We start from the raw sequence: 19,729 nt of genomic DNA, 5'->3' as shown, positions 1-19,729 counted from the left end.
AGGCTCGACACCGTGGACCGCGGACTGATGCTCAACGACGGCGACTGCGGCTTCTGCATGCGCACCGCCGAGCTGGTCCCGCGGCTCGGGGTCGACATCGACCGCACCACGATCCAGGCGGTCGACCTGGCCGCGCTCGGTGTCGATGCCGAGCGGGCGGTCGTGGAGATGCCCTACGTCCACCCCGACGGCCGTGTCGACTACGGGCACCGGGCCTTCGCCGCCATCCTGCGCACCGGGCCGCTGCCGTGGCGCCTCGTCGGCCGGCTGATGACCGCGCCGGGGGTCGACACCGTGGCGCGCCACGCCTACCACTGGATCGCAGGGCACCGGTCCCGGCTGCCCGGCGGCACGCCGTCGTGCTCGATCGAGAGCCGCTGACCGAGCGGCGGACGAACTACACCGTTGGTCTTCGCACAAAGCCCTGACGGTGCCGCGCGGGCCGACCTACGGTCGCGGACGTGCGCGCTCGTGACCTCGTCTCCCTCGCCCTCGTGCTGGCGTGCGCCCTGACGACGGCCACCTCCGGGTCGGCGGGCGCCGCCGCGGATCAGCGCCGGGGCACCGTCACCTCCTCGGCGCCCTACCTGATGCCGATCGAGGCCTACGCCGGCTACCAGCCGCAGACCACGTGCCGCCAGACACCGAAGCCCGGTGTGCTGATGCTCGCCGACTGGCTCGTCGCCCGCGGGGGTGGCTACGGCCCGATCAGCCGTGCCTGCTCGCGGTCGAGCACCAGCGAGCACCAGGAGTCACGCGCCTTCGACTGGCTGCTCGACGCCACCGACCCGGCCGACAAGGCCCTCGCCGAGGCGATGCTCGAGGAGGTCCTCGCCCCCGACGACCTCGGCGAGCCACACGCGCTCGCCCGCCGGATGGGGATCATGTACATCATCTGGAACGACCGGATGTACGCCTCCTACGACGGCTTCGAGCCGAAGCGCTACCTCAGCTCCAGCTGCCGCACGAAGCGGTCGTGCTCGCCGACGCTGCGGCACCGCGACCACCTGCACGTCTCGCTCACGCGCAAGGGCGCGCGCGGCAGGACGTCGTGGTACTACGCCCAGGCCTCGTCCCAGCCCTGAACCTCGCTGGCCGGACGGGTGCTCGGACCGGCGTAGACGGCGGACGGGCGGATCAGGCGCCCGGTGGTCTTCTGCTCCAGGATGTGCGCCGACCAGCCGCCGGTGCGCGCGCAGGTGAACATCGAGGTGAACATGTGCGACGGCACCTCGGCGAAGTCGAGGACGATGGCCGCCCAGAACTCGACGTTGGTCTCGAGCACGCGGTCGGGCCGACGCTCGCGCAGCTCCGCGAGGGCCGCCTTCTCCAGCGCCTCCGCGACCTCGTAGCGCGGGGCGTCGAGCTCCTTGGCGGTGCGGCGCAGCACCCGCGCGCGCGGGTCCTCGGCGCGGTAGACGCGGTGGCCGAAGCCCATCAGGCGCTCGCCCTCGTCGAGCAGCTCCTTGACGTACGACGCGGCGTCGCCGTCGCGCTTCTCGACCTCCTCGATCATGCCGAGGACGCGCGAGGGTGCGCCACCGTGGAGCGGGCCGCTCATCGCGCCGATGGCGCCGGAGAAGGCCGCGGCGACGTCGGCGCCGGTCGAGGTGATCACACGTGCGGTGAAGGTCGAGGCGTTCATCCCGTGCTCGGCCGCCGACGACCAGTAGGCGTCGATGGCGTGGGCGTGCTTCGGGTCGGCCTCGCCGTGCCAGCGGATGAGGAACCTCTCCGCGAGCGTCGTGCCCTGGTCGACCTCCGCCTGCGGGACGACCGGCTTGCCGAGGCCGCGCGCGGACTGGGCGGCGTACGAGAGCACCATGACCGCGACGCGGGAGAGGTCGAGGCGGGCCTGCTCGTCGGAGATGTCGTAGGTCTGGCCCATGCCGAGCATCGGGGCGAGCATCGCGACGCTGGCCTGCACGTCGGCGCGCACGTCACCGGTGTGGATGGCGATGTTGTAGGGCTCGGCCGGCGGGAGGCCGGGGGTGTAGGAGCCGTCGACCAGGAGGCCCCAGACGTTCTCGAAGGGCACGCGGCCGACGAGGTCCTCGATGTCCACGCCGCGGTAGCGCAGCGCCGAGCCCTCCTTGTCGGGCTCCGCGATCTGGGTCTCGAACGCGACCACGCCTTCGAGGCCGTGCTGGATCTCGGTCATGGGTGCTCCTTCGGGCTGCGGGAGTCCCGGGTGGACCGCACGGGACGGCTCATTGTGCACCCCGGCGCTACTGTCCCCCTATGGACCTCTCCGGACTGCGCGAGGAGTACGGCCGCGGGGGTCTCGACCTCCCCGACCTGGCCGGCGACCCGGTCGAGATGTTCGAGAGGTGGCTCGAGCAGGCGGTCGCGGCCGGCGTGCACGAGCCCAACGCGATGGTGATCGCCACCGCCGACGCCGCCGGCCGGCCCTCCAGCCGGATGGTGCTGCTCAAGGGCGTGGGCGCGGACGGGTTCGTGTTCTTCACCAACCACTCCTCGCGCAAGGGCGGCGAGCTCGCGACCAACCCGCACTGCGCGCTCCTCTTCCCCTGGCACCCGCTCGAGCGCCAGGTGCGCGTCGAGGGCGTCGCGACGCGCCTCCCGGGCGAGGAGGTGGAGGCCTACTTCCACTCCCGCCCGCGCGGCGCCCAGCTCGGGGCCTGGGCCTCGGACCAGTCGCGCCCGGTCGCCTCGCGCGCCGAGCTCGCGGCGGCCTACGCCCGGGTCCAGGAGCGCTTCGGTGCCGACGAGACCGACGGCGAGGTGCCGGTGCCGCCGGAGTGGGGCGGCTACCGCGTCACGCCCGACGTGGTGGAGTTCTGGCAGGGGCGGCCCGGCCGGATGCACGACCGGCTGGTCTACCGCCGCGACGGCGAGCGCTGGGACGTCGTCCGGCTCGCGCCATGACGCCCATGGAGCCGATTCCCGAGACGCTCGAGGCCCTCGAGCTCCTGGAGGGAGAGCCTTCGACCCTCCTCGACCGCCTGGTGTGGCTGGCCGAGCGCGCCCGCCAGGTCGTGCCCGAGCTGGTGGGCGTGAGCATCGCCCGCCAGCACGAGGGCCTCGCCTTCACGCTGGTGGCCTCGACCGAGACGGTCGCGGCGCTGGACGCGGTGCAGTACGTCGACGGCGGGCCGTGCGTGGACGCGGCGCGCGCGGTGGACGCCACCGAGTTCACCGTCGGCGACGCCGTGGACGAGCAGGCGTGGCACCTCTTCGCCCTGGCCACCGCCGCGCACGGCGTCCGCAGCACCCTCACGCTGCCGGTCCTGGCCGGCGGGCAGACGGTCGGCACGGTCAACATGTACGCCGCCACCCGTCACGGATTCGACGGCCACCACCAGGAGCTGGCCGACCTCTTCGGGGCGTGGGCCGAGGGCGCGGTGGCCAATGCCGACCTGTCGTTCTCGACGCGTCTCGACGCACGGGCGACGCCGGGGCGGGTGCGCGACCAGGCCGTGGTGGACACGGCCGTCGAGCTCCTGGCCGACCACCTCGACGTCGACGAGGAGGGGGCCGAGGCGCGGTTGCACCAGGCCGCCGTCCGGGCCGGGGTCGACCCGGTCGATGTCGCCCACCACATCGTGCGCACCATGCTCGACCGCGACACCGGTTCGTCCCTCTGACGGCTGCGCATCGCTCGGGAGAAGCCTTGTGAGTGAGCACTCACTCATCTAGCCTCGCCGGGTGACCCCGCGTGCCCGACCGATGACTCCCGAGGACCGGCGCGAGGCGCTGGTGGAGGCGACCCTCCCGCTGCTCCTGGAGCACGGGCGCGGCGTCACGACCAGGCAGATCGCCGACGCCGCCGGGGTCGCGGAGGGCACGATCTTCCGGGTCTTCGACGCCAAGGACGACCTCGTCGCGGCCGCGGTCGACAAGGCGCTCGACATGAAGCCCTTCCTCGCCGACCTCGAGGCGGTCGACATGGACCAGCCGCTCCGCGACCGCCTGACGGCGCTGTGCACGCTGCTGCAGGAACGCTTCCGCGGCATCTTCGCGCTGATGACGGCGATGGGGATGGTGGGCCCGCCGAAGGCCCACCGGCACATGGAGGAGAGCCGCCGTCGGGCCGAGAGGGTCATGGTCGCGGTCGTCGAGCCCGACGCAGGCCTCCTCACCTGCACCCCGGTCCAGCTGGTGCACATGGTGCGGATGCTGACCTTCTCCGGGACCCACCCCCACATCAGTGACGGGCACGTCCTCACCCCCGACCAGATCGTCGGCACGCTGCTCGACGGGGTGCTCGGCAAGGAGGACTCCTGATGCTGCTCCGCCTGGTCCGCACCCACCTCCGGCCGTACGCCGCACCGCTGGGCGCCGTCGTGGCGCTGCAGTTCGTCGGCACGATGGCCGCGCTCTACCTGCCGAGCCTCAACGCCGACATCATCGACCGCGGCGTCGTCACCGGCGACACCGCCTACATCGTGAGCCACGGCGGGTTGATGCTCGCGGTCTCGCTCGTGCAGGTCGTCTGCTCGATCGCCGCGGTGTGGTTCTCGGCCCGCAACGCGATGGGCTTCGGGCGCGACCTGCGCGCCGCGATCTTCCGCCGCGTGGGGTCCTACTCTGCCCGCGAGGTGCAGCACTTCGGTGCCCCGTCGCTCATCACCCGCGAGACCAACGACGTGCAGCAGGTGCAGATGCTCGTCCTCCTGGGCGGCACCCTGATGGTCTCGGCGCCGATCATGATGGTCGGCGGCATCATCATGGCCGCCCGCGAGGACATCGGCCTGTCGTGGCTGGTGCTGGCGGTGGTCCCGGTGCTCGGGGTCTCGATCGGCCTGATCGTGCGGCAGATGGTGCCGAGCTTCCGGCTCATGCAGGAACGCATCGACGAGGTCAACCGGCTGCTGCGCGAGCAGATCACCGGCGTACGCGTGGTGCGGGCGTTCGTGCGCGAGGAGCACGAGACCGCGCGCTTCGCCGACGCCAACGCCGAGCTGACCGACGTGGCGCTCCGAGCCGGCCGGTGGCAGGCGGCGATGTTCCCGACGGTGATGATCGTGGCCAACCTCGCCACCGTCGGCGTGCTGTGGTTCGGCGGCCACCGCGTCGAGGACGGACAGATGCAGGTCGGCGCCCTGACCGCCTACATCTCCTACCTGATGCAGATCGTCATGTCGGTGATGATGGCGATGTTCATGCTGATGATGGTGCCGCGCGCGGCCGTGTGCGCCGAGCGCATCACCGAGGTGCTCGACACGGAGTCGTCGGTCGTGCCGCCCGCTGAGCCCGTCACCGACCTGCCCGACCGGCTGGCGCTCGAGCTCGACGCGGTGACCTTCGCCTACCCCGGCGCGGACGAGCCGGTGCTGCGCGAGGTGTCGCTGCGCGCCTCGCCCGGCGAGACCGTGGCGATCGTCGGCTCCACCGGCGCCGGGAAGTCGACCCTGGTGAACCTCGTCCCGCGCCTGTTCGACGCGACCGGTGGAGCGGTGCGCCTCGGCGGGGTCGACGTACGGGACCTGGCGATGGAGACCCTGTGGTCGCGGCTGGGGCTGGTGCCGCAGAAGGCCTTCCTCTTCCGCGGGACCATCGCCGACAACCTGCGCTACGGCAAGCCCGACGCCACCGAGGACGAGATGTGGGAGGCGCTCGAGATCGCCCAGGCCCGCGAGTTCGTCGAGGCGATGCCCGAGCGGCTCGCCGCCGAGGTGGCCCAGGGCGGCTCGAGCCTCAGCGGGGGCCAGCGGCAGCGGATGGCGATCGCGCGAGCGGTGGTCCGCCGGCCCGACATCTACCTCTTCGACGACTCCTTCTCCGCCCTCGACCTCACCACCGACGCGCGCCTGCGGGCCGCGTTGCGCCCGGTGACCCGCGACGCGACGGTCGTGATCGTGGCGCAGCGGGTCGCGACCATCCGGCACGCCGACCGGATCGTGGTGATGGAGGACGGCGCCGTCGTCGGCACCGGCACCCACGACGAGCTCCTCGAGACGTGCGGGACCTACCGCGAGATCGTCGAGTCCCAGCTCACCGCGGAGGAGGTCGCATGAGACTCACCCCACGACGGTCTTCTCCTCCGCTGCGCTCCCCCGGACAACGCCGCGGGGACCCCGAGTCCTCCGAGAGTCCCGCGGCTCCCAGTCAGCTGAAGGAGACCGAGCGCGTCCAGACCGGACCCGGCGGTCCCGGCCGTGGTCCGATGGGCGGCGGCATGATCGGGCAGAAGGCCGACACGTTCTGGCCCTCGCTGAAGCGGCTGCTCGCCCGGCTGCACCCGGAGCGCCGCAAGGCGTACGCCGTGCTGGTGCTGACGGTCGTCAGCGTCGGCGCCACCGCCGTCGGGCCGTGGATCCTGGGCCGCGCCACCGACCTGATCTTCGCGGGGTTGCTCGGCAAGGACGTGCTGAGCGGCGACACCACCCAGGAGCAGGCGGTCGAGGCGCTGCGTGCGCAGGGCGAGGACGACCGGGCCGACATGCTCGCCTCGATGGCGCTGACCGACGGCGTCGACTTCTCCGCCGTGGCCGACGTGCTGCTGCTCGTCGTCGGGGTCTACGTCGCCGCCTCCCTGCTGTCCTGGCTGGGCGGCTACCTCCTCAACGACGTCGTGCAGGGCACCGTGCTGCGGATGCGCTCGGAGGTGGAGGACAAGGTCCACCGGCTGCCGCTGGGCTACTTCGACAAGCAGCCGCGCGGCGAGCTGCTGAGCCGTGTCACCAACGACATCGACAACATCAGCCAGACGCTCCAGCAGACGTTGAGCCAGATGCTCACCTCGCTGCTCACCGTGGTGGCGGTGCTCGGGATGATGTTCTGGATCTCTCCGCTGCTGGCGACGGTCGCGCTGGTGTCGGTGCCGATCTCGATGTGGGTCACCGGCGCGGTGATGAAGCGCTCGCAGGGCATGTTCATCCAGCAGTGGCGCCGCACCGGCACCCTCAACGCGCACATCGAGGAGACCTTCTCCGGCCACGCGATCGTCAAGGTCTTCGGCCGCCAGGCCGAGGCCGAGCGGGTGTTCGCCGAGCAGAACGACGAGCTCTACCAGGCCTCGTACGGCGCGCAGTTCGTCAGCGGGCTGATCATGCCGATCATGATGTTCGTCGGGAACCTCAACTACGTCGTCATCGCGGTCCTCGGCGGGCTGCGGGTCGCGAGCGGCACCATGTCGCTCGGCGACGTGCAGGCCTTCATCCAGTACTCCCGCCAGTTCACCCAGCCGCTGACGCAGGTCGCCTCGATGCTCAACCTGCTGCAGTCCGGCGTCGCGTCGGCCGAGCGGGTCTTCGAGCTGCTCGACGCCCCCGAGGAGTCCGTCGAGGAGCAGGGTCGACCGGCGCCCGCCGCCGACGCGCACGGCGAGGTCCGCTTCGAGGACGTGTCGTTCTCCTACGACCCCGAGCGCCCGCTCATCGAGGGCCTGTCGCTCGTGGCCCATCCCGGCAGCACCGTTGCGATCGTCGGCCCCACCGGCGCCGGCAAGACGACCATGGTCAACCTGGTCATGCGCTTCTACGACCCGCAGGCGGGCCGGATCCTCATCGACGGGGTCGACATCGCGTCGGTGCCGCGCGGGGTGCTGCGAGGCAGGATCGGGATGGTGCTGCAGGACACCTGGCTCTTCGCCGGCACGATCCGCGACAACATCGCCTACGGCCGCCCCGACGCCAGCGCCGAGGAGGTGCTCGAGGCTGCGCGCGCGACCTTCGTCGACCGCTTCGTGCACTCGCTGCCCGACGGCTACGACACGGTCATCGACGAGGACGGCTCCAACCTGTCGGCCGGTGAGCGCCAGCTGGTGACCATCGCGCGGGCCTTCCTCTCCGACCCCGCGCTGCTGATCCTCGACGAGGCCACCTCCTCGGTCGACACCCGCACCGAGCTCCTGCTCCAGCACGCGATGGCGGCCCTGCGCTCGGACCGTACGTCCTTCGTGATCGCCCACCGGCTCTCCACGATCCGTGACGCCGACCTGATCCTGGTGATGGAGGCCGGCGCCATCGTCGAGCAGGGCTCGCACGAGGAGCTGCTGGCGGCCGGCGGCGCCTACGCCCGCCTCTACCGCTCGCAGTTCGAGGCGCCGGCCGAGGAGGCGGTGCAGGGGTCGGCTTAACCCGTTGAGCGACCCCGCGCGCCGACGTACGCTCGAGGCACACAGAAGGGAGGTGATCCGAGGAATGAGTTCTTTTCGGATGAGTGAGGTGGCTGCCCGCTGAGGCAGCCCGGTCCGCCGACAGTTGCCGGCGAATCCACTGCAGCCACCCGACCCGCAGGCTCCCGGTGTCATCCGCCGGGGCTCCTCACGGAGCAGCAGGCCTGCGGGTCGCTGCATGTCCGGGGGTCCCTCGCCCCCCGTTGCTTTCCCCGGGTACCCGGGGAAAGTGGAGCCTCCACCCCGAAGCTTCGCGGGCGAAGCTCCAGCTTCGATACGGAGGCCTGTGCCCGCAGCGGTACGACGGTGTGGCCCACGTCTCGCCGCGTCCGGGTTGGCGGCGTGAGACCTCGAGGCATATGGTTGTGGTCAACAACTATTGTGATCGGCAACCACGAATCGAAGGCGCGCAGTGACCCAGGCTCCCACCCTCACGGCCGAGCAGGCCGGGGAGATGACGCACCGACAGGTGCTCGAGGCCCTCAGCGGGCTCCTCCTCGCGATGTTCGTCGCGATGCTCTCCAGCACGATCGTCAGCAACGCGCTGCCGACCATCGTCGACGACCTCCAGGGCAGCCAGACCGGCTACACCTGGGTGGTCGTGGCGACCATGCTCGCGATGACGGCCACGACGCCGATCTGGGGCAAGCTCGCCGACCTCTTCGAGAAGAAGATGCTCGTGCAGTCGGCGCTGGTCATCTTCTCGGTCGGCTCGCTGATCGCCGGCTTCGCGCCGTCGATGGAGGTGCTGATCGGTGCCCGGGTGGTGCAGGGCCTCGGCGTCGGCGGCCTCACCGCGCTGGTCCAGGTCGTCATCGCGACGATGGTCTCGCCGCGTGAGCGCGGTCGCTACAGCGGCTACATCGGCGCGGTCTTCGCCCTCGCCACGGTCAGCGGCCCGCTCGTCGGCGGCGTCCTGGTGGACACCGTCGGGTGGCGCTGGTGCTTCTTCGCCGGGCTCCCGGTCGCGGCACTCGCGTTCGTGGTGCTGCAGAAGACGCTGCGCCTGCCGGTGGTCAGGCGCGAGGTCTCCATCGACTACCTCGGCGCCTTCCTGCTGGTCGGCGGCGTCTCAGTCCTGCTGGTCTGGGTCTCGCTCGGCGGCCAGAACTTCGACTGGGTCTCGTGGACCAGCGGTCTGCTGGTGGTCGGCTCCGTCGCCGTCACCGCCGCGGCCATCCACGTCGAGGCCAACGTCGCGAAGGACCCGGTCATCCCGCTGCGGCTGTTCAAGGACCGTACGCTCACGCTGGCCACGATCGCGTCCGTGCTGATCGGCCTCGCGATGTTCGGCTCGACGGTCTACCTCAGCCTCTACTTCCAGCGTGGCAAGGGCATGAGCCCCACCGGGGCCGGCCTGATGTCGATCTGCATGGTCGGCGGCCTGCTCGTCTCGAGCATCCTCAGCGGACGGATCATCACCGCGACCGGCCTGTGGAAGCGCTGGCTGGTCGGGGGCATGGTCGCCGTCATCATCGGCATCGGCCTGCTCGCGACCATCGACGCCGGCACCCCGCTGTGGCAGACCGGCGTCTACATGGCTGTCCTCGGCGTCGGCCTGGGTGCCACCATGCAGAACCTCGTCCTCGCGGTGCAGAACACCATCGCGCTCTCCGACATGGGCGCGGGCTCCTCGGTCGTCGCGTTCTTCCGCTCCCTCGGCGGCTCGGTCGGCATCGCCGCGCTCGGCGCGGTGCTGGCCCACCAGGTGGCCGACGCGGTGAGGTCCGGCCTCGCCGCGCTCGTCGCCGACCGCCCCGAGCTCGCCTCGCAGGTCGGCCACGACACGGGCGGCATCCCCGACGTGTCGGAGCTGCCCGCGCCGGTCCGGGCGATCTTCGAGAGCGCCTTCGGTGACGCCACCGGGCACATCTTCCTCGTCGCGCTGCCCTTCGCGGTCGGCGCACTGGTCGCGGTGCTCTTCATCCGCGAAGTCCCCCTGCGCACCTCGGTGAAGCGCGAGGATGAGCTCGTGGCCGACGCAGCGCTCGACGCATGAGCAGCCGCAACGACGACCTCCGCGCCATCGAGGCCGAGGTCGGCACGCTGATCCGCCGCGTGAAGCGGGTGATGGGGGAGCGCGCCCGCGAGGTGCACCCCGAGCTCCACCCGATGACCTACTTCGTGCTCACCCACCTCGCGACCCACGGGCCGCTGCGGGGCGCGGACCTCGCCGACGCCTTCGGCATGGACAAGGGTGGCGTCAGCCGCCAGGTGCAGTCGCTGGTCGACCTCGGGCTCGTCGAGCGCAAGCCGGCGCCGGAGGACCGCCGCGCGATCCTGCTCGACGCCACCGACGAGGGCCGCGAGCGGCTCGACGCGATGAGCCGCAGCCGCCGCGACCGCTTCGACGGGCGCCTGTCCGAGTGGACCGACGAGGAGCTGTCGTCCTTCGCGGCCCGGTTGTCGGCGTACAACCGGGCCCTGTCCGACGACTGAGGCGGCCTCGCCGGGTCAGCGCAGCCAGGCAGCCGTGTCCGGAGGCAGCTTGTCGTCGACCGGCGCGCTCGCCAGCAGCACCTCGCCCTCCGGGAGCTCGACCACGGTGTCGCCGCAGTTGAGCACCACCGTCAGCGGGCCGCGGCGGAAGGCCAGCACGTCGGCGCCGAGGTCGACCAGCTCGACGTCGTCGCCGGCCGTCCTGGCGAACTCTCGGCGCACGCGCAGCGCGTCGCGGTAGAACGCCAGCGTCGAGCCGGGGTCCGAGGCCTGGGCCTCGACGGTGAGCTCCGACCAGTCCGCCGGCTGCGGGATCCACGGCTGCGCGGAGCCCGGGCCGAAGGCGTACGGCGACTCGCTGCCGCCCCACGGGATCGGCACCCGGCAGCCGTCGCGACCGACCTCGCCGGTGCGCAGGTAGGACGGGTCCTGCCGGTGCTCGGGAGCGACGTCGACCTGCTCGAGGCCGAGCTCCTCGCCCTGGTAGAGGTAGCTGGAGCCGGGCAGCGCGAGCATCGTCATCGTGGCCGCGCGACCGCGGGCCAGACCCTGCTCGCCGCCGCCGTAACGGGTGACGTGACGTACGACGTCGTGGTTGCTGAGCACCCACGTCGGCGAGGCGCCGACCGGCTCGACCGCCGCCAGCGTGCTGGTGATGACCTCGGCGAAGCCCTCCGCCGACCAGTCGGCGAGCAGCCACGCGAAGTTGAAGGCCTGGTCGAGCTCGTCGGGGCGCACGAAGGCCGCCATCGACTCCGGCGTCTGGGTCCACGCCTCGGCCACGGCCATCCTGTCCGGGCCGGCCTCGTCGAGCACCCGGTGCCACGCGCGGTAGACGTCGTGGACCTCGGGCTGGTCCCACATCGGCTCGTCCTTGAGCTCGCGCGAGACCATCGAGTGGTCGGTGTTGACCTGGCCGGAGCTGGCTGTGCCGCCCTCGGCGACGACCTGGTCGCGCAGGCCGGCCTCCTTGAACAGGCCGTGCGCGACGTCGACGCGGAAGCCGTCGACACCGCGGTCGAGCCAGAAGCGCAGCACGTCCTCGAACATCGCCGGCACCTCGGGGTTGCGCCAGTCGAGGTCGGGCTGGGTGGAGTCGAAGAGGTGGAGGTACCACTGGCCGTCCTCGACCTGGGTCCACGCGGGGCCGCCGAAGACGGAGCTCCAGTTGTTGGGCGGCGTGCCGCCCGGCTCGCCCCCGGGGGAGTCGCGGAAGAGGTAGCGGGCGCGCTCGGGGCTGCCCGGACCGGCGGCCAGCGCGGCCCGGAACCACTCGTGCTCGTCCGAGGTGTGGTTGGGCACGAGGTCGACCACGACCCGCAGGCCGAGCTCGTGGGCCCGCGCGACGAGCGCGTCGGCGTCAGCGAGCTGGCCGAACAGCGGGTCGACGTCGCGGTAGTCGGCGACGTCGTAGCCGTGGTCGTGCTGCGGGGAGGTGTAGAACGGCGTGATCCAGAGCGCGTCCACGCCCAGCCCGGCCAGGTGCGGCAGGCGCGAGGTGATGCCGGGCAGGTCGCCGACGCCGTCGCCGTCGCTGTCGGCGAAGCTGCGGACGTAGACCTGGTAGACGACGGCGTGACGCCACCAGTCGTCGCGCCCGGCGGGGATTGGATCGTTCAAAGCGGCCATGCCCACCATCTTCTCAACACGGGGGGAGGGCCGGTCAAACCGGCGTTCGGCCGCCGAACATCGCCGGGTCGACCGCGATCCACGTGTGCTCGGCGCTCGCGACCACCCGGCCGTGGGCGTCGTAGAGAGTCGCGGCGGTGAAGGTCTTGCGACCGTCCTGCCCCCGTCCCTCGCCGACCACCACGTGCGCCTCGCCGATCGCCGGCAACGCGTCGACGCGAGCGGTCATCCGCCCGAGCACCATCAGCCGTTCGCTCAGGTCGCCGGCCCAGCCCCCGATGCAGTCGAGCGCGGCCCACGTGGCGGCGACCGAGGCACGCGGCACCTCGTCGGCGTACGTGTGCCAGTCCTCGTGGAGGCTCGGGTGCGGGGTCCAGGTCGCGGCGGTCAGGTCGCCGTCGGGGCCCGCTCCGACGCGCCCGGGGAAGATCCGCAGTCCGTCGCCCTCCCCGCGGTCGGTGCCGCACACGAAGCAGGTGGGAAAGGGGTGGAAGTCCAGGCCGGGGTACGCCGACTCGGCGGCCGCTGCGACGTCCGGCCCGACCGGCGCCACCTCGGTGAGCGCGCGGTCCACGCGGTGCGCCGCGGCGACCGGGGCACCGTCGGCCGACGCGGTGGTCACCGCACCCTCGACCGCGACGTGCAGGGGGGTGTCGAGGGGCGGCGGCCGCCGCAGGGACACCTCGATCGCCGGCCAGGGCCCGGCGTGGTCGTCGGGTGCGTCGGTGTCGTCCAGCGCGGCCAGGGCGCCGGCGGTCCAGCCCCCGTTGCCGGAGTCGGGCGGGCCGCAGAAGCGTCGCGGCACGATCAGTTCGCTCACCGGCCTCACTGTGCCACGACCGGGTGGGGCGGGGGAGTTGCCGGATGGGACACAATGACCTGCGTGAGTGACCTGATCGACACCACCGAGATGTACCTCCGCACGATCTACGAGCTCGTGGAGGAGGACATCGTGCCGCTGCGCGCGCGCATCGCCGAGCGGCTGCACCAGTCCGGGCCGACCGTGTCGCAGACGGTGGCGCGGATGGAGCGCGACGGCCTGCTCACCGTGCAGGGCGACCGCCACCTCGAGCTCACCGAGGAGGGCCAGCTCCTCGCGACCCGCGTGATGCGCAAGCACCGGCTCGCCGAGCGCCTGCTCACCGACGTCATCGGCCTCGACTGGGAGCTCGTCCACGCCGAGGCGTGCCGCTGGGAGCACGTGATGTCGGAGACCGTGGAGCGGCGTCTGCTCGAGCTGCTCGACCACCCGACCGAGTCGCCCTACGGCAACCCGATCCCCGGCCTCGACGAGCTCGGCGACGTCGGTGGCGAGCACTTCATGGACAACGTCGAGCCGCTCTCGGCCGCCGCGGTCCCCGAGGACCAGATGGTCCACGTCAAGCGGATCTCCGAGGAGATGCAGAAGGACGAGGAGCTGATGGGGCTGCTGCGCCGCGTCGGCGCCCTGCCCGGCAAGACCGTCACCATCGCCCGCACCGAGGAGGGCATCCTCATCGGGTCCGGCGGCGAGACCGCCGAGCTGGTGGTCGAGGCGGCCGAGCACATCTTCGTGCGGCGCTAGGGTCTGGCCGCGCTTTCGGGATCCCCGGTCGGCCGGGGATCCCCCAGGTTGTCGGCCTCTGCAAGGCCTGACAACCTCTGGGAACGCCTGACAAGCTCGGTCAGGAACTCGCTGCACCCCACCTCGAGCTTGTACGTCGCCAGCGCGTCGCCGCGCGTCAGCCCGCGGTTGACGATCACGATCGGCGTACCCCCGGCAGCCGCACGCCTGACGAAGCGCAGGCCGCTCATCACCGTCAGGGACGAGCCCGCGACGAGCAGGGCACCGTCGGTGCCGAGCGCCTCGACGGCGGCGTAGCAGCGAGCCACCCGGTCGGCGGGGACGTTCTCGCCGAAGAACACCACGTGCGGCTTGAGCGGACCGCCGCACGCGCACGCCGGCACCACGAAGTCGTCGGTGTCGTCGAGGTCGACGTCGCCGTCGGGGCGCGACTCGACCCAGCCGTGCCGCTCGAGCCAGCCGGGGTTGAGCGCGTCGAGGCGCTGCTCCATCTCCGCGCGCGACGACGTCGTACGGCAGTCGAGGCACACGACGTCGGCGACGCGACCGTGCAGCGCCACCACCTGCCGGGTGCCGGCCGCCTCGTGCAGGCCGTCGACGTTCTGGGTGATGAGCAGCGCGGGGTCGAGTGCGGCGACCGCGCGGTGGCCGTCGTTGGGCAGCGCGCGCCCCATCCGCTGCCAGCCGAGGTGGCTGCGCGCCCAGTAGCGCTGCCGCGCCTCGGGGGCGGCGACGAACTCCTGGTAGGTCATCGGGGCCCGCGCCGTCGAGCCGGGGCCGCGGTAGTCGGGGATGCCGGAGTCGGTGGACAGTCCGGCGCCGGTGAGCACGACCAGCGGTCGGGTCGCGAGCAGGTCGAGCGCGGACTGCTCGGTGGCGACCAGGCTCACGCGCCGTACCTCACCCGGGCCCGGGCGCGGGCCTTCTCGGCCTCGACCTCGCGGTTCTTCGGCGCCGCGGTGGTGACCAGGTCGTCGAGCAGGTGCTCGGTGATGTGCGCGATCTCCTTCACGGCGGCGTGGAACGCCTCCTCCTTGGCCTGCGACGGCTTCGTCGTGCCGGCCACCTTGCGGACGTACTGCAGCGCCGCGGCGGTGACCTCCTCGCGCGTCGCGGGCGGCTCGAAGTTGTTGAGCGGGCGGATGTTGCGGCACATGCGACCGAGCGTACGTCCGACAGTGCGCCGGTTTCGAGCCTCGCTCCGCTCGCACCCCTCAACCAGCGAGGGAGAAGAAGCTGACGTCCTCGCCCGTCACCAGCACCACCCGGCCCGACGCCAGCGGCACCAGGCGTACGTCGGCCACGTCGCTGCCGTGCTCGACCTCGACCATGCGGTTGCTCATCGACCCGCCGTCGAGCGACAGCACCGAGACCCAGCCGGTGGTGCCGGTCCAGCCCTGAGAGACGACCGTCAGCGCGACCCGCTGCTCGGGCAGCCAGGTGAACTGGCGCGGGTCGAGACCGGCGCCGGCCTGGCTGTGCTGGGGGTAGCGGACCACGTCCAGCTGGCGCGGCGCGGTGAGGTCGGTGACGTCGAAGAGCGCCGCCTGCGCGCCGCGGGTCACGCCGTCGAGGGTGGCGTCCTGCCCGACCCCGATCAGCCGCTGCTCGCCCAGCGGGTGGAGGTACTCGCTGAACCCGGGGATCTTCAGCTCGCCGAGCAGCCGCGGGGCGGCCGGGTCGCTGAGGTCGATGGCGTAGAGCGGGTCGGTCTGGCGGAAGGTCACCACGATCGCGAGGTCGTCGAACCACCGCACCGACTTGATCTCCTCGTCGACACCGAGCCGGTCGACGCGGCCCTCCTCGACGAGCCGGGAGCCGTCCTCGCGCAGGGTGAGCACGGAGTTGAAGTTGCCGGTCTCGCTGCTGGCCCCGACCGCGACCCGCAGCGATCCGCCGACGCCGTCCATCGACCAGCGGTCCGCGATGGTGCCCTCGACCTCGCCCGAGGCGACGTACGTCGTGTCCGTCCCGTCGAGCGCGAAGGCGTAGATCGGCGTGGTGCCGCCGGATCCCGGGCCCGGGCGGCAGTCGAAGCAGTCGCCCCAGCCCCACGCCGGCGAGCCGGCAGCGAGGTAGAAGCGGTCGGTGGAGAAGTACGACGTGTCGGAGTCCGTGGCGACCGCCGTCGACGTGCGGTCGGCCGGGGAGGCGGGGTCGAGGGCGACGACGGTCGTCGTGCCGAGCGGCACGGCGTCGTCGGGGACCGCGACGTCCTCGCAGGCCACGACCGGTTCGCCGTCGACGGTCGGCAGCCAGTCGGCGAGCGTCGTCTCGCGGACCAGCGCCCGGTTGCGCAGCTGCGCGCGGATCTGGCCGAAGGTGCCGTCGGGGGAGGAGAAGTCGAGCTCGGGCAGGCCGTTGACCAGCACGATGCGCACCACGTCGCCGTGCAGCCGGGCCGCGGACACCCTGCCGCGCACGGTGGTGGCGTCGACGACCGCGGGGGACGTCGGGTCGGAGAGGTCGACCGTGGTGACCGTGGTCGCCAGGCCGTCGGACGAGGAGCCCAGCACGACGGCTCGCCCGTCGACCAGCAGGAGCTCGCCGCCGGGGCCGCCGGGCCAGTCGGTGCCGCGGGCGTCGTCCAGCGCGGTGGTGGACAGCAGCCTCGGCTCGTCGCCGGAGACGTCGTAGGCCAGCAGCTCGCCCTCCCGCAGGCGCAGCAGCAGGGACCCGGCGACCTTGACGACGTCGGACTCGTCGACACCGACCTCCTGGACGTTGGTGCCCGACTCGTTGCTCGTGCTGCGCGACGTGCTCACGCCGGCCGCCCGCTCGATGCCCGCGGACTCGCCGGCGTCGGACCCGCCGAGCGAGTCGAAGGCGATGATGCCGGACCCCCAGCCGTAGGGGCCGACCTGCTCGAGCGCGCGCTCGACGTAGGAGTCGAGCAGCTCCTCGCAGCTCCCGGCCGCGGTCAGGTCGGCGTTGGCGAGCGCGATCGGCGGGGCGGTGGTGGGCGCGGGGGAGTCGCCGACGACGTAGCCCACGCCGGCCGCGACGCCGAGGCAGGTGACGGCGGCGATGCTGGTGGTGGTCCGGCGCAGGCTCATGGTCGTGGGACGGCCCCGCGGCGGCCGCGGTTCCGCGTGACACGATGGCGCGATGAGCGACCGCCACCTCGACCGGCCCTTCGACATCGTGCTCTTCGGGGCCACCGGCTTCACCGGTGGGCTCACCGCCGACTACCTCGCCGCGCACGCCCCGGCCGGGCTGCGCTGGGCGATCGCCGGGCGCAACGCCGAGAAGCTCGAGGCCGTGCGCCAGCGGCTCAGCGGACCGGCGGCGGCAGACGTCCAGGTGCTGGTCGCCGACTCGGCCGACCCCGCCGCGCTGGCCGACGTCGCCCGCCAGGCCCGCGTCGTCGCGACCACCATCGGTCCCTACCTCCAGCACGGCGGGCCGCTCGTCGCGGCGTGCGCCGAGGCCGGCACCGACTACCTCGACCTCACCGGCGAGCCCGAGTTCGTCGACCAGTCCTTCCTCGCCCACCACCAGACCGCGGTTCGCACCGGCGCCCGGCTGGTCCACGCCTGCGGCTTCGACTCGATCCCCCACGACCTCGGCGCCTACTACACCGTTCAGCAGCTGCCGTCCGACCAGCCGATCACGCTGCGCGGCGTGGTCCGCTCGGCCGGCACCTTCTCGGGCGGCACCTTCCACTCCGCGCTGGACCAGTTCGCCCGGGCGGCGCAGATGAAGAAGACCTACGCCGCCCGCCGCCGCGCCGAGGTGCGTCCCGAGGGCCGGTCGTCGCGCTCGGTCAGCGGCAAGCCGCACCGCGACCCGGTGCTCGGCTACTGGCTGCTCCCGCTGCCGACCATCGACCCGATCGTCGTCGCGCGCAGCGGGGCCGCGCTGCCGGCGTACGGCCCGAGGTTCCGCTACTCCCACTGGGCCGGCACCAAGACGCTGCGCTACGCCGCCGGTGGTGCGGCCGGCGTCGGGCTGCTCACGGTGGCCGCACAGCTCAAGCCGGTGCGTGAGTTCCTCAAGGGCAAGGTGCCGCAGGGCTCGGGCCCCGACGCGTCGAAGCGCGAGAAGTCGTGGTTCACCGTCGACTTCGTCGGTGAGGCCGGTGGGCAGACCGTCCGCACCCGCGTCTCCGGAGGCGACCCGGGCTACACCGAGACGGCCAAGATGCTGTCCGAGGCCGCACTGTGCCTGGCCCTCGACGACAATCCCGAGACCTCGGGCCAGGTCACGCCCGCCCAGGCGATGGGCGACGCGCTGCTCGCGCGGCTGCAGGCGGCCGGGATCCGGTTCGAGACGGTCTGAGGCGCGCGCGGCGACGGTCCGTCACGCGCCGTACGTCGCGACCGGCGCTCCCTCCACATGCACGTCGACGCAGAAGACCGCACCGACCGCGGGGTCCTCGGAGTCGCACAGGCCCTGCCGGGACGTGGCGATGTGCGTGCCCACGTGGAAGGCCCGGGGGCGAGTCCACGACACCGGCCGGCAGCAGCTCGTCGAGCAGCACCTGCGCGCGGTGCGGGACGCGATCGTGCGCACGCCCGCGGACAGCGCGCGGTGGTTGCGGAGGTGGCCAGGCCGGCCGGATCGGAGCCGCGCCGAACTTCGAGGAGAAACAGGTCATGCTTCGAGGAAGGCCGTCAGGAGGCGCCGGAAGCACTCCGGATGCTCCACCGCGGGTACGTGACCGCAGCGTCCGAGCACGTGCAGCCGTACGTCCTCCACGCACTGGAGGAGCGGAAGGGCAGCAGTTCGCAGGGGAGTCACACGGTCCTGGGCGCCGTGGACGAGCAGGACAGGAGCGCCGACCAGCGCGAGCGTCGAGGCAGGCAGGGTGAGGTCGTCGACCCAGCGCTCCCGAGGAGCGGGAAAGATCGGCGCGAAGGCGGTGGCTCCGGCCTCCATCGCCTCTGCCCGGTCTCGCACGGCCGAATCTGTCACGAGGGACTGGTCGTGCAGAAGTCGGCGCAGCATGTCTCGCGCCCCGGCCCGTCCGGGCGGAGCCGCCCACAACGCATCGAGGTCGACGGACAGCCCCGCCCCTGGCGCGCCCATCGTCGACACCGCCACCACGTGCGTCACCCGGTCCGGGTACGCCGCGGCGAGCGCCAGGGCCACAGCCCCTCCCATGGAGTGACCCACCACCGCGTAGGTCTCGACGGACAACGCCTCCATCAGCGCTGCGGCCTGCTCGACCCACGCCCGCAGCCCGCCACGGGAGCCGGGTGGCAGGGGGGTCGCGCCGAACCCCGCCTGGTCCGGCGCGACGACGTGCCACGCCGCCCCGAGGTTCCGCGCCGTCGCCGACCAGGCTCCGGCCCCGGTGGTGCCGGGGCCGGAGCCGTGGAGGAAGAGCACCGACGGTCCGGAACCGGTGTCGAGGACCCGGACAGGGGAACCTTGGACGTCGACGGTCCGCAGCGTCGTCAAGGCCGCGGCCCCGACGTCATGCGGACTCGACGCCCACGGACTCGGAGAAGAGCTTCATCATCGCGCGACCGAAGTGGGGCATGTCGGGCCATCCCCGGCACGAGACCAGGTTGCCGTCCACGACGTCGGGTGCGTCGACGACGGTTGCCCCCGCGTTCTCCATGTCACCCGTGATGGGGGGGAAGCACGCGGTCCGACGGCCTTTCAGGAGACCGTAGACGGCGGGCACCTGGGCGCCGTGGCACACCAGCGCGATGGGGAGGTTGCGGGCGAAGAAGTGCTCGGTGATCCGGCGCACGTCGGCGTCGACGCGGATCCACTCGGGGGCGCGACCGCCGGGGATGATCAGCGCGTCGTAGAGCTCCACGTCCACATCGGCCCACGGCACGTCGACCGGCAGCTTGCGGCCGTTCTTCTCGACGTAGGCGTCGGAGTTGGGGTCGAACTCGTGGATGACGAGCTGGATGTCGCGCATCGTGAGCGAGGCGACGTCGACGTCCCAGCCGCCCTCCTGCACGCGGTAGTAGGGGTACATGGTGTCGAGCTCCTCGGCGGCGTCGCCGGTCAGGAGCAGCGCTCTGGGCACCTGTGTTCTCCTTGCACTTGCT

General features: G+C 72.4%; 20 protein-coding genes. 11 read left to right on the top strand and 9 right to left on the bottom strand.

All coding sequences use genetic code 11. The annotated features are described in order from the left end of the window. The first annotated feature begins 12 nt into the window (after positions 1-12). Together K4G59_RS10360 and K4G59_RS10355 are read left to right on the top strand one after the other, a co-directional pair. A complete protein-coding gene (locus K4G59_RS10360) occupies positions 13-381 on the top strand; it encodes a thiol-disulfide oxidoreductase DCC family protein (RefSeq protein WP_231250890.1) in 369 nt (122 codons plus the stop codon). Between the two features lie 80 nt (positions 382-461). Then, positions 462-1,085 carry a VldE C-terminal domain-containing protein gene (locus tag K4G59_RS10355; RefSeq protein WP_231250889.1) on the top strand — a complete coding sequence of 208 codons (624 nt, stop codon included), beginning with the start codon at positions 462-464 and terminating at the stop codon, positions 1,083-1,085. Here the strand turns inward: K4G59_RS10355 and K4G59_RS10350 are convergent. Continuing rightward, positions 1,058-2,161, bottom strand: a complete 1,104-nt coding sequence (locus K4G59_RS10350) for a citrate synthase 2 (RefSeq protein ID WP_231250888.1) — start codon at positions 2,159-2,161, stop codon at positions 1,058-1,060. The two genes, K4G59_RS10355 and K4G59_RS10350, sit on opposite strands and share 28 nt — an antisense overlap. Before the next feature lie 80 nt (positions 2,162-2,241). On the opposite strand from K4G59_RS10350, the gene pdxH reads away from it, so the two are divergent. The 7 genes from pdxH to K4G59_RS10315 all read left to right on the top strand — a co-directional run bounded on the left by pdxH (position 2,242) and on the right by K4G59_RS10315 (position 10,522). Continuing rightward, positions 2,242-2,889, top strand: coding sequence for a pyridoxamine 5'-phosphate oxidase (gene pdxH / locus K4G59_RS10345; protein ID WP_231250887.1), 648 nt, complete (start codon positions 2,242-2,244; stop codon positions 2,887-2,889). Then, positions 2,886-3,608, top strand: a complete 723-nt coding sequence (locus tag K4G59_RS10340) for a GAF and ANTAR domain-containing protein (RefSeq protein ID WP_231250886.1) — start codon at positions 2,886-2,888, stop codon at positions 3,606-3,608. Before pdxH ends, K4G59_RS10340 begins: the two co-directional genes overlap by 4 nt. 61 nt (positions 3,609-3,669) lie before the next feature. Then, complete coding sequence (locus tag K4G59_RS10335; RefSeq protein ID WP_231250885.1) at positions 3,670-4,248, top strand: TetR/AcrR family transcriptional regulator; 579 nt, start codon at positions 3,670-3,672, stop codon at positions 4,246-4,248. After that, positions 4,248-5,981, top strand: coding sequence for an ABC transporter ATP-binding protein (locus tag K4G59_RS10330; RefSeq protein WP_231250884.1), 1,734 nt, complete (start codon positions 4,248-4,250; stop codon positions 5,979-5,981). The genes K4G59_RS10335 and K4G59_RS10330 overlap by 1 nt, the downstream gene beginning before the upstream one ends. 161 nt (positions 5,982-6,142) lie before the next feature. Next, positions 6,143-8,044: an ABC transporter ATP-binding protein gene (locus K4G59_RS10325; RefSeq protein ID WP_269209953.1), complete on the top strand. Its 1,902-nt coding sequence runs from the start codon at positions 6,143-6,145 to the stop codon at positions 8,042-8,044. Positions 8,045-8,495: 451 nt separating this feature from the next. Further along, positions 8,496-10,082 (top strand): MDR family MFS transporter, encoded by a 1,587-nt coding sequence (locus K4G59_RS10320; protein ID WP_231250883.1) that lies wholly within the window; start codon positions 8,496-8,498, stop codon positions 10,080-10,082. Beyond that, positions 10,079-10,522 (top strand): MarR family winged helix-turn-helix transcriptional regulator, encoded by a 444-nt coding sequence (locus K4G59_RS10315; RefSeq protein ID WP_231250882.1) that lies wholly within the window; start codon positions 10,079-10,081, stop codon positions 10,520-10,522. Before K4G59_RS10320 ends, K4G59_RS10315 begins: the two co-directional genes overlap by 4 nt. 15 nt (positions 10,523-10,537) lie before the next feature. Here the strand turns inward: K4G59_RS10315 and K4G59_RS10310 are convergent, their stop codons facing one another. After that, complete coding sequence (locus K4G59_RS10310) at positions 10,538-12,151, bottom strand: glycoside hydrolase family 13 protein (RefSeq protein ID WP_231250881.1); 1,614 nt, start codon at positions 12,149-12,151, stop codon at positions 10,538-10,540. A gap of 34 nt (positions 12,152-12,185) precedes the next feature. Continuing rightward, the gene (locus K4G59_RS10305) at positions 12,186-12,971 is read right to left on the bottom strand and encodes a hypothetical protein (RefSeq protein ID WP_231250880.1); all 786 of its coding nucleotides are present in this window, start codon (positions 12,969-12,971) and stop codon (positions 12,186-12,188) included. Positions 12,972-13,034: 63 nt separating this feature from the next. On the opposite strand from K4G59_RS10305, the gene K4G59_RS10300 reads away from it, so the two are divergent. Continuing rightward, entirely contained in the window at positions 13,035-13,715 is a 681-nt protein-coding gene (locus K4G59_RS10300; protein ID WP_231250879.1) for an iron-dependent transcriptional repressor DtxR, read from the top strand. On the opposite strand, the gene K4G59_RS10295 is transcribed toward K4G59_RS10300, so the two are convergent. The 3 genes from K4G59_RS10295 to K4G59_RS10285 are packed head-to-tail and all read right to left on the bottom strand — an operon-like array spanning position 13,712 to position 16,771. Next, the gene (locus K4G59_RS10295) at positions 13,712-14,605 is read right to left on the bottom strand and encodes a Sir2 family NAD-dependent protein deacetylase (protein WP_231250878.1); all 894 of its coding nucleotides are present in this window, start codon (positions 14,603-14,605) and stop codon (positions 13,712-13,714) included. The two genes, K4G59_RS10300 and K4G59_RS10295, sit on opposite strands and share 4 nt — an antisense overlap. Further along, positions 14,602-14,871: a DUF2277 domain-containing protein gene (locus K4G59_RS10290; protein ID WP_231250877.1), complete on the bottom strand. Its 270-nt coding sequence runs from the start codon at positions 14,869-14,871 to the stop codon at positions 14,602-14,604. The genes K4G59_RS10295 and K4G59_RS10290 overlap by 4 nt, the downstream gene beginning before the upstream one ends. A 58-nt stretch (positions 14,872-14,929) precedes the next feature. Then, positions 14,930-16,771 carry a beta-propeller domain-containing protein gene (locus K4G59_RS10285; RefSeq protein ID WP_231250876.1) on the bottom strand — a complete coding sequence of 614 codons (1,842 nt, stop codon included), beginning with the start codon at positions 16,769-16,771 and terminating at the stop codon, positions 14,930-14,932. 52 nt (positions 16,772-16,823) lie between these two features. Here K4G59_RS10285 and K4G59_RS10280 point away from each other — a divergent pair, with 52 nt between their 5' ends. Then, positions 16,824-17,996, top strand: a complete 1,173-nt coding sequence (locus tag K4G59_RS10280; protein ID WP_231250875.1) for a saccharopine dehydrogenase family protein — start codon at positions 16,824-16,826, stop codon at positions 17,994-17,996. Positions 17,997-18,017: 21 nt separating this feature from the next. Here the strand turns inward: K4G59_RS10280 and K4G59_RS20090 are convergent, their stop codons facing one another. The 3 genes from K4G59_RS20090 to K4G59_RS10270 all read right to left on the bottom strand — a co-directional run bounded on the left by K4G59_RS20090 (position 18,018) and on the right by K4G59_RS10270 (position 19,707). Beyond that, positions 18,018-18,140, bottom strand: coding sequence for a hypothetical protein (locus K4G59_RS20090; RefSeq protein ID WP_269209951.1), 123 nt, complete (start codon positions 18,138-18,140; stop codon positions 18,018-18,020). A gap of 171 nt (positions 18,141-18,311) precedes the next feature. Next, the gene (locus K4G59_RS10275; RefSeq protein ID WP_231250874.1) at positions 18,312-19,121 is read right to left on the bottom strand and encodes an alpha/beta fold hydrolase; all 810 of its coding nucleotides are present in this window, start codon (positions 19,119-19,121) and stop codon (positions 18,312-18,314) included. 16 nt (positions 19,122-19,137) lie between these two features. Beyond that, positions 19,138-19,707 carry a DJ-1/PfpI family protein gene (locus K4G59_RS10270; protein ID WP_231250873.1) on the bottom strand — a complete coding sequence of 190 codons (570 nt, stop codon included), beginning with the start codon at positions 19,705-19,707 and terminating at the stop codon, positions 19,138-19,140. Positions 19,708-19,729 lie beyond the last annotated feature (22 nt).

Origin of the sequence: Nocardioides furvisabuli, from assembly GCF_021083185.1 — a bacterium.
Taxonomy (GTDB): Bacteria; Actinomycetota; Actinomycetes; order Propionibacteriales; family Nocardioidaceae; genus Nocardioides; species Nocardioides furvisabuli.
Note: the sequence above shows the minus strand (reverse complement) of the source record. Positions and strands in the feature narration are given on the sequence as shown.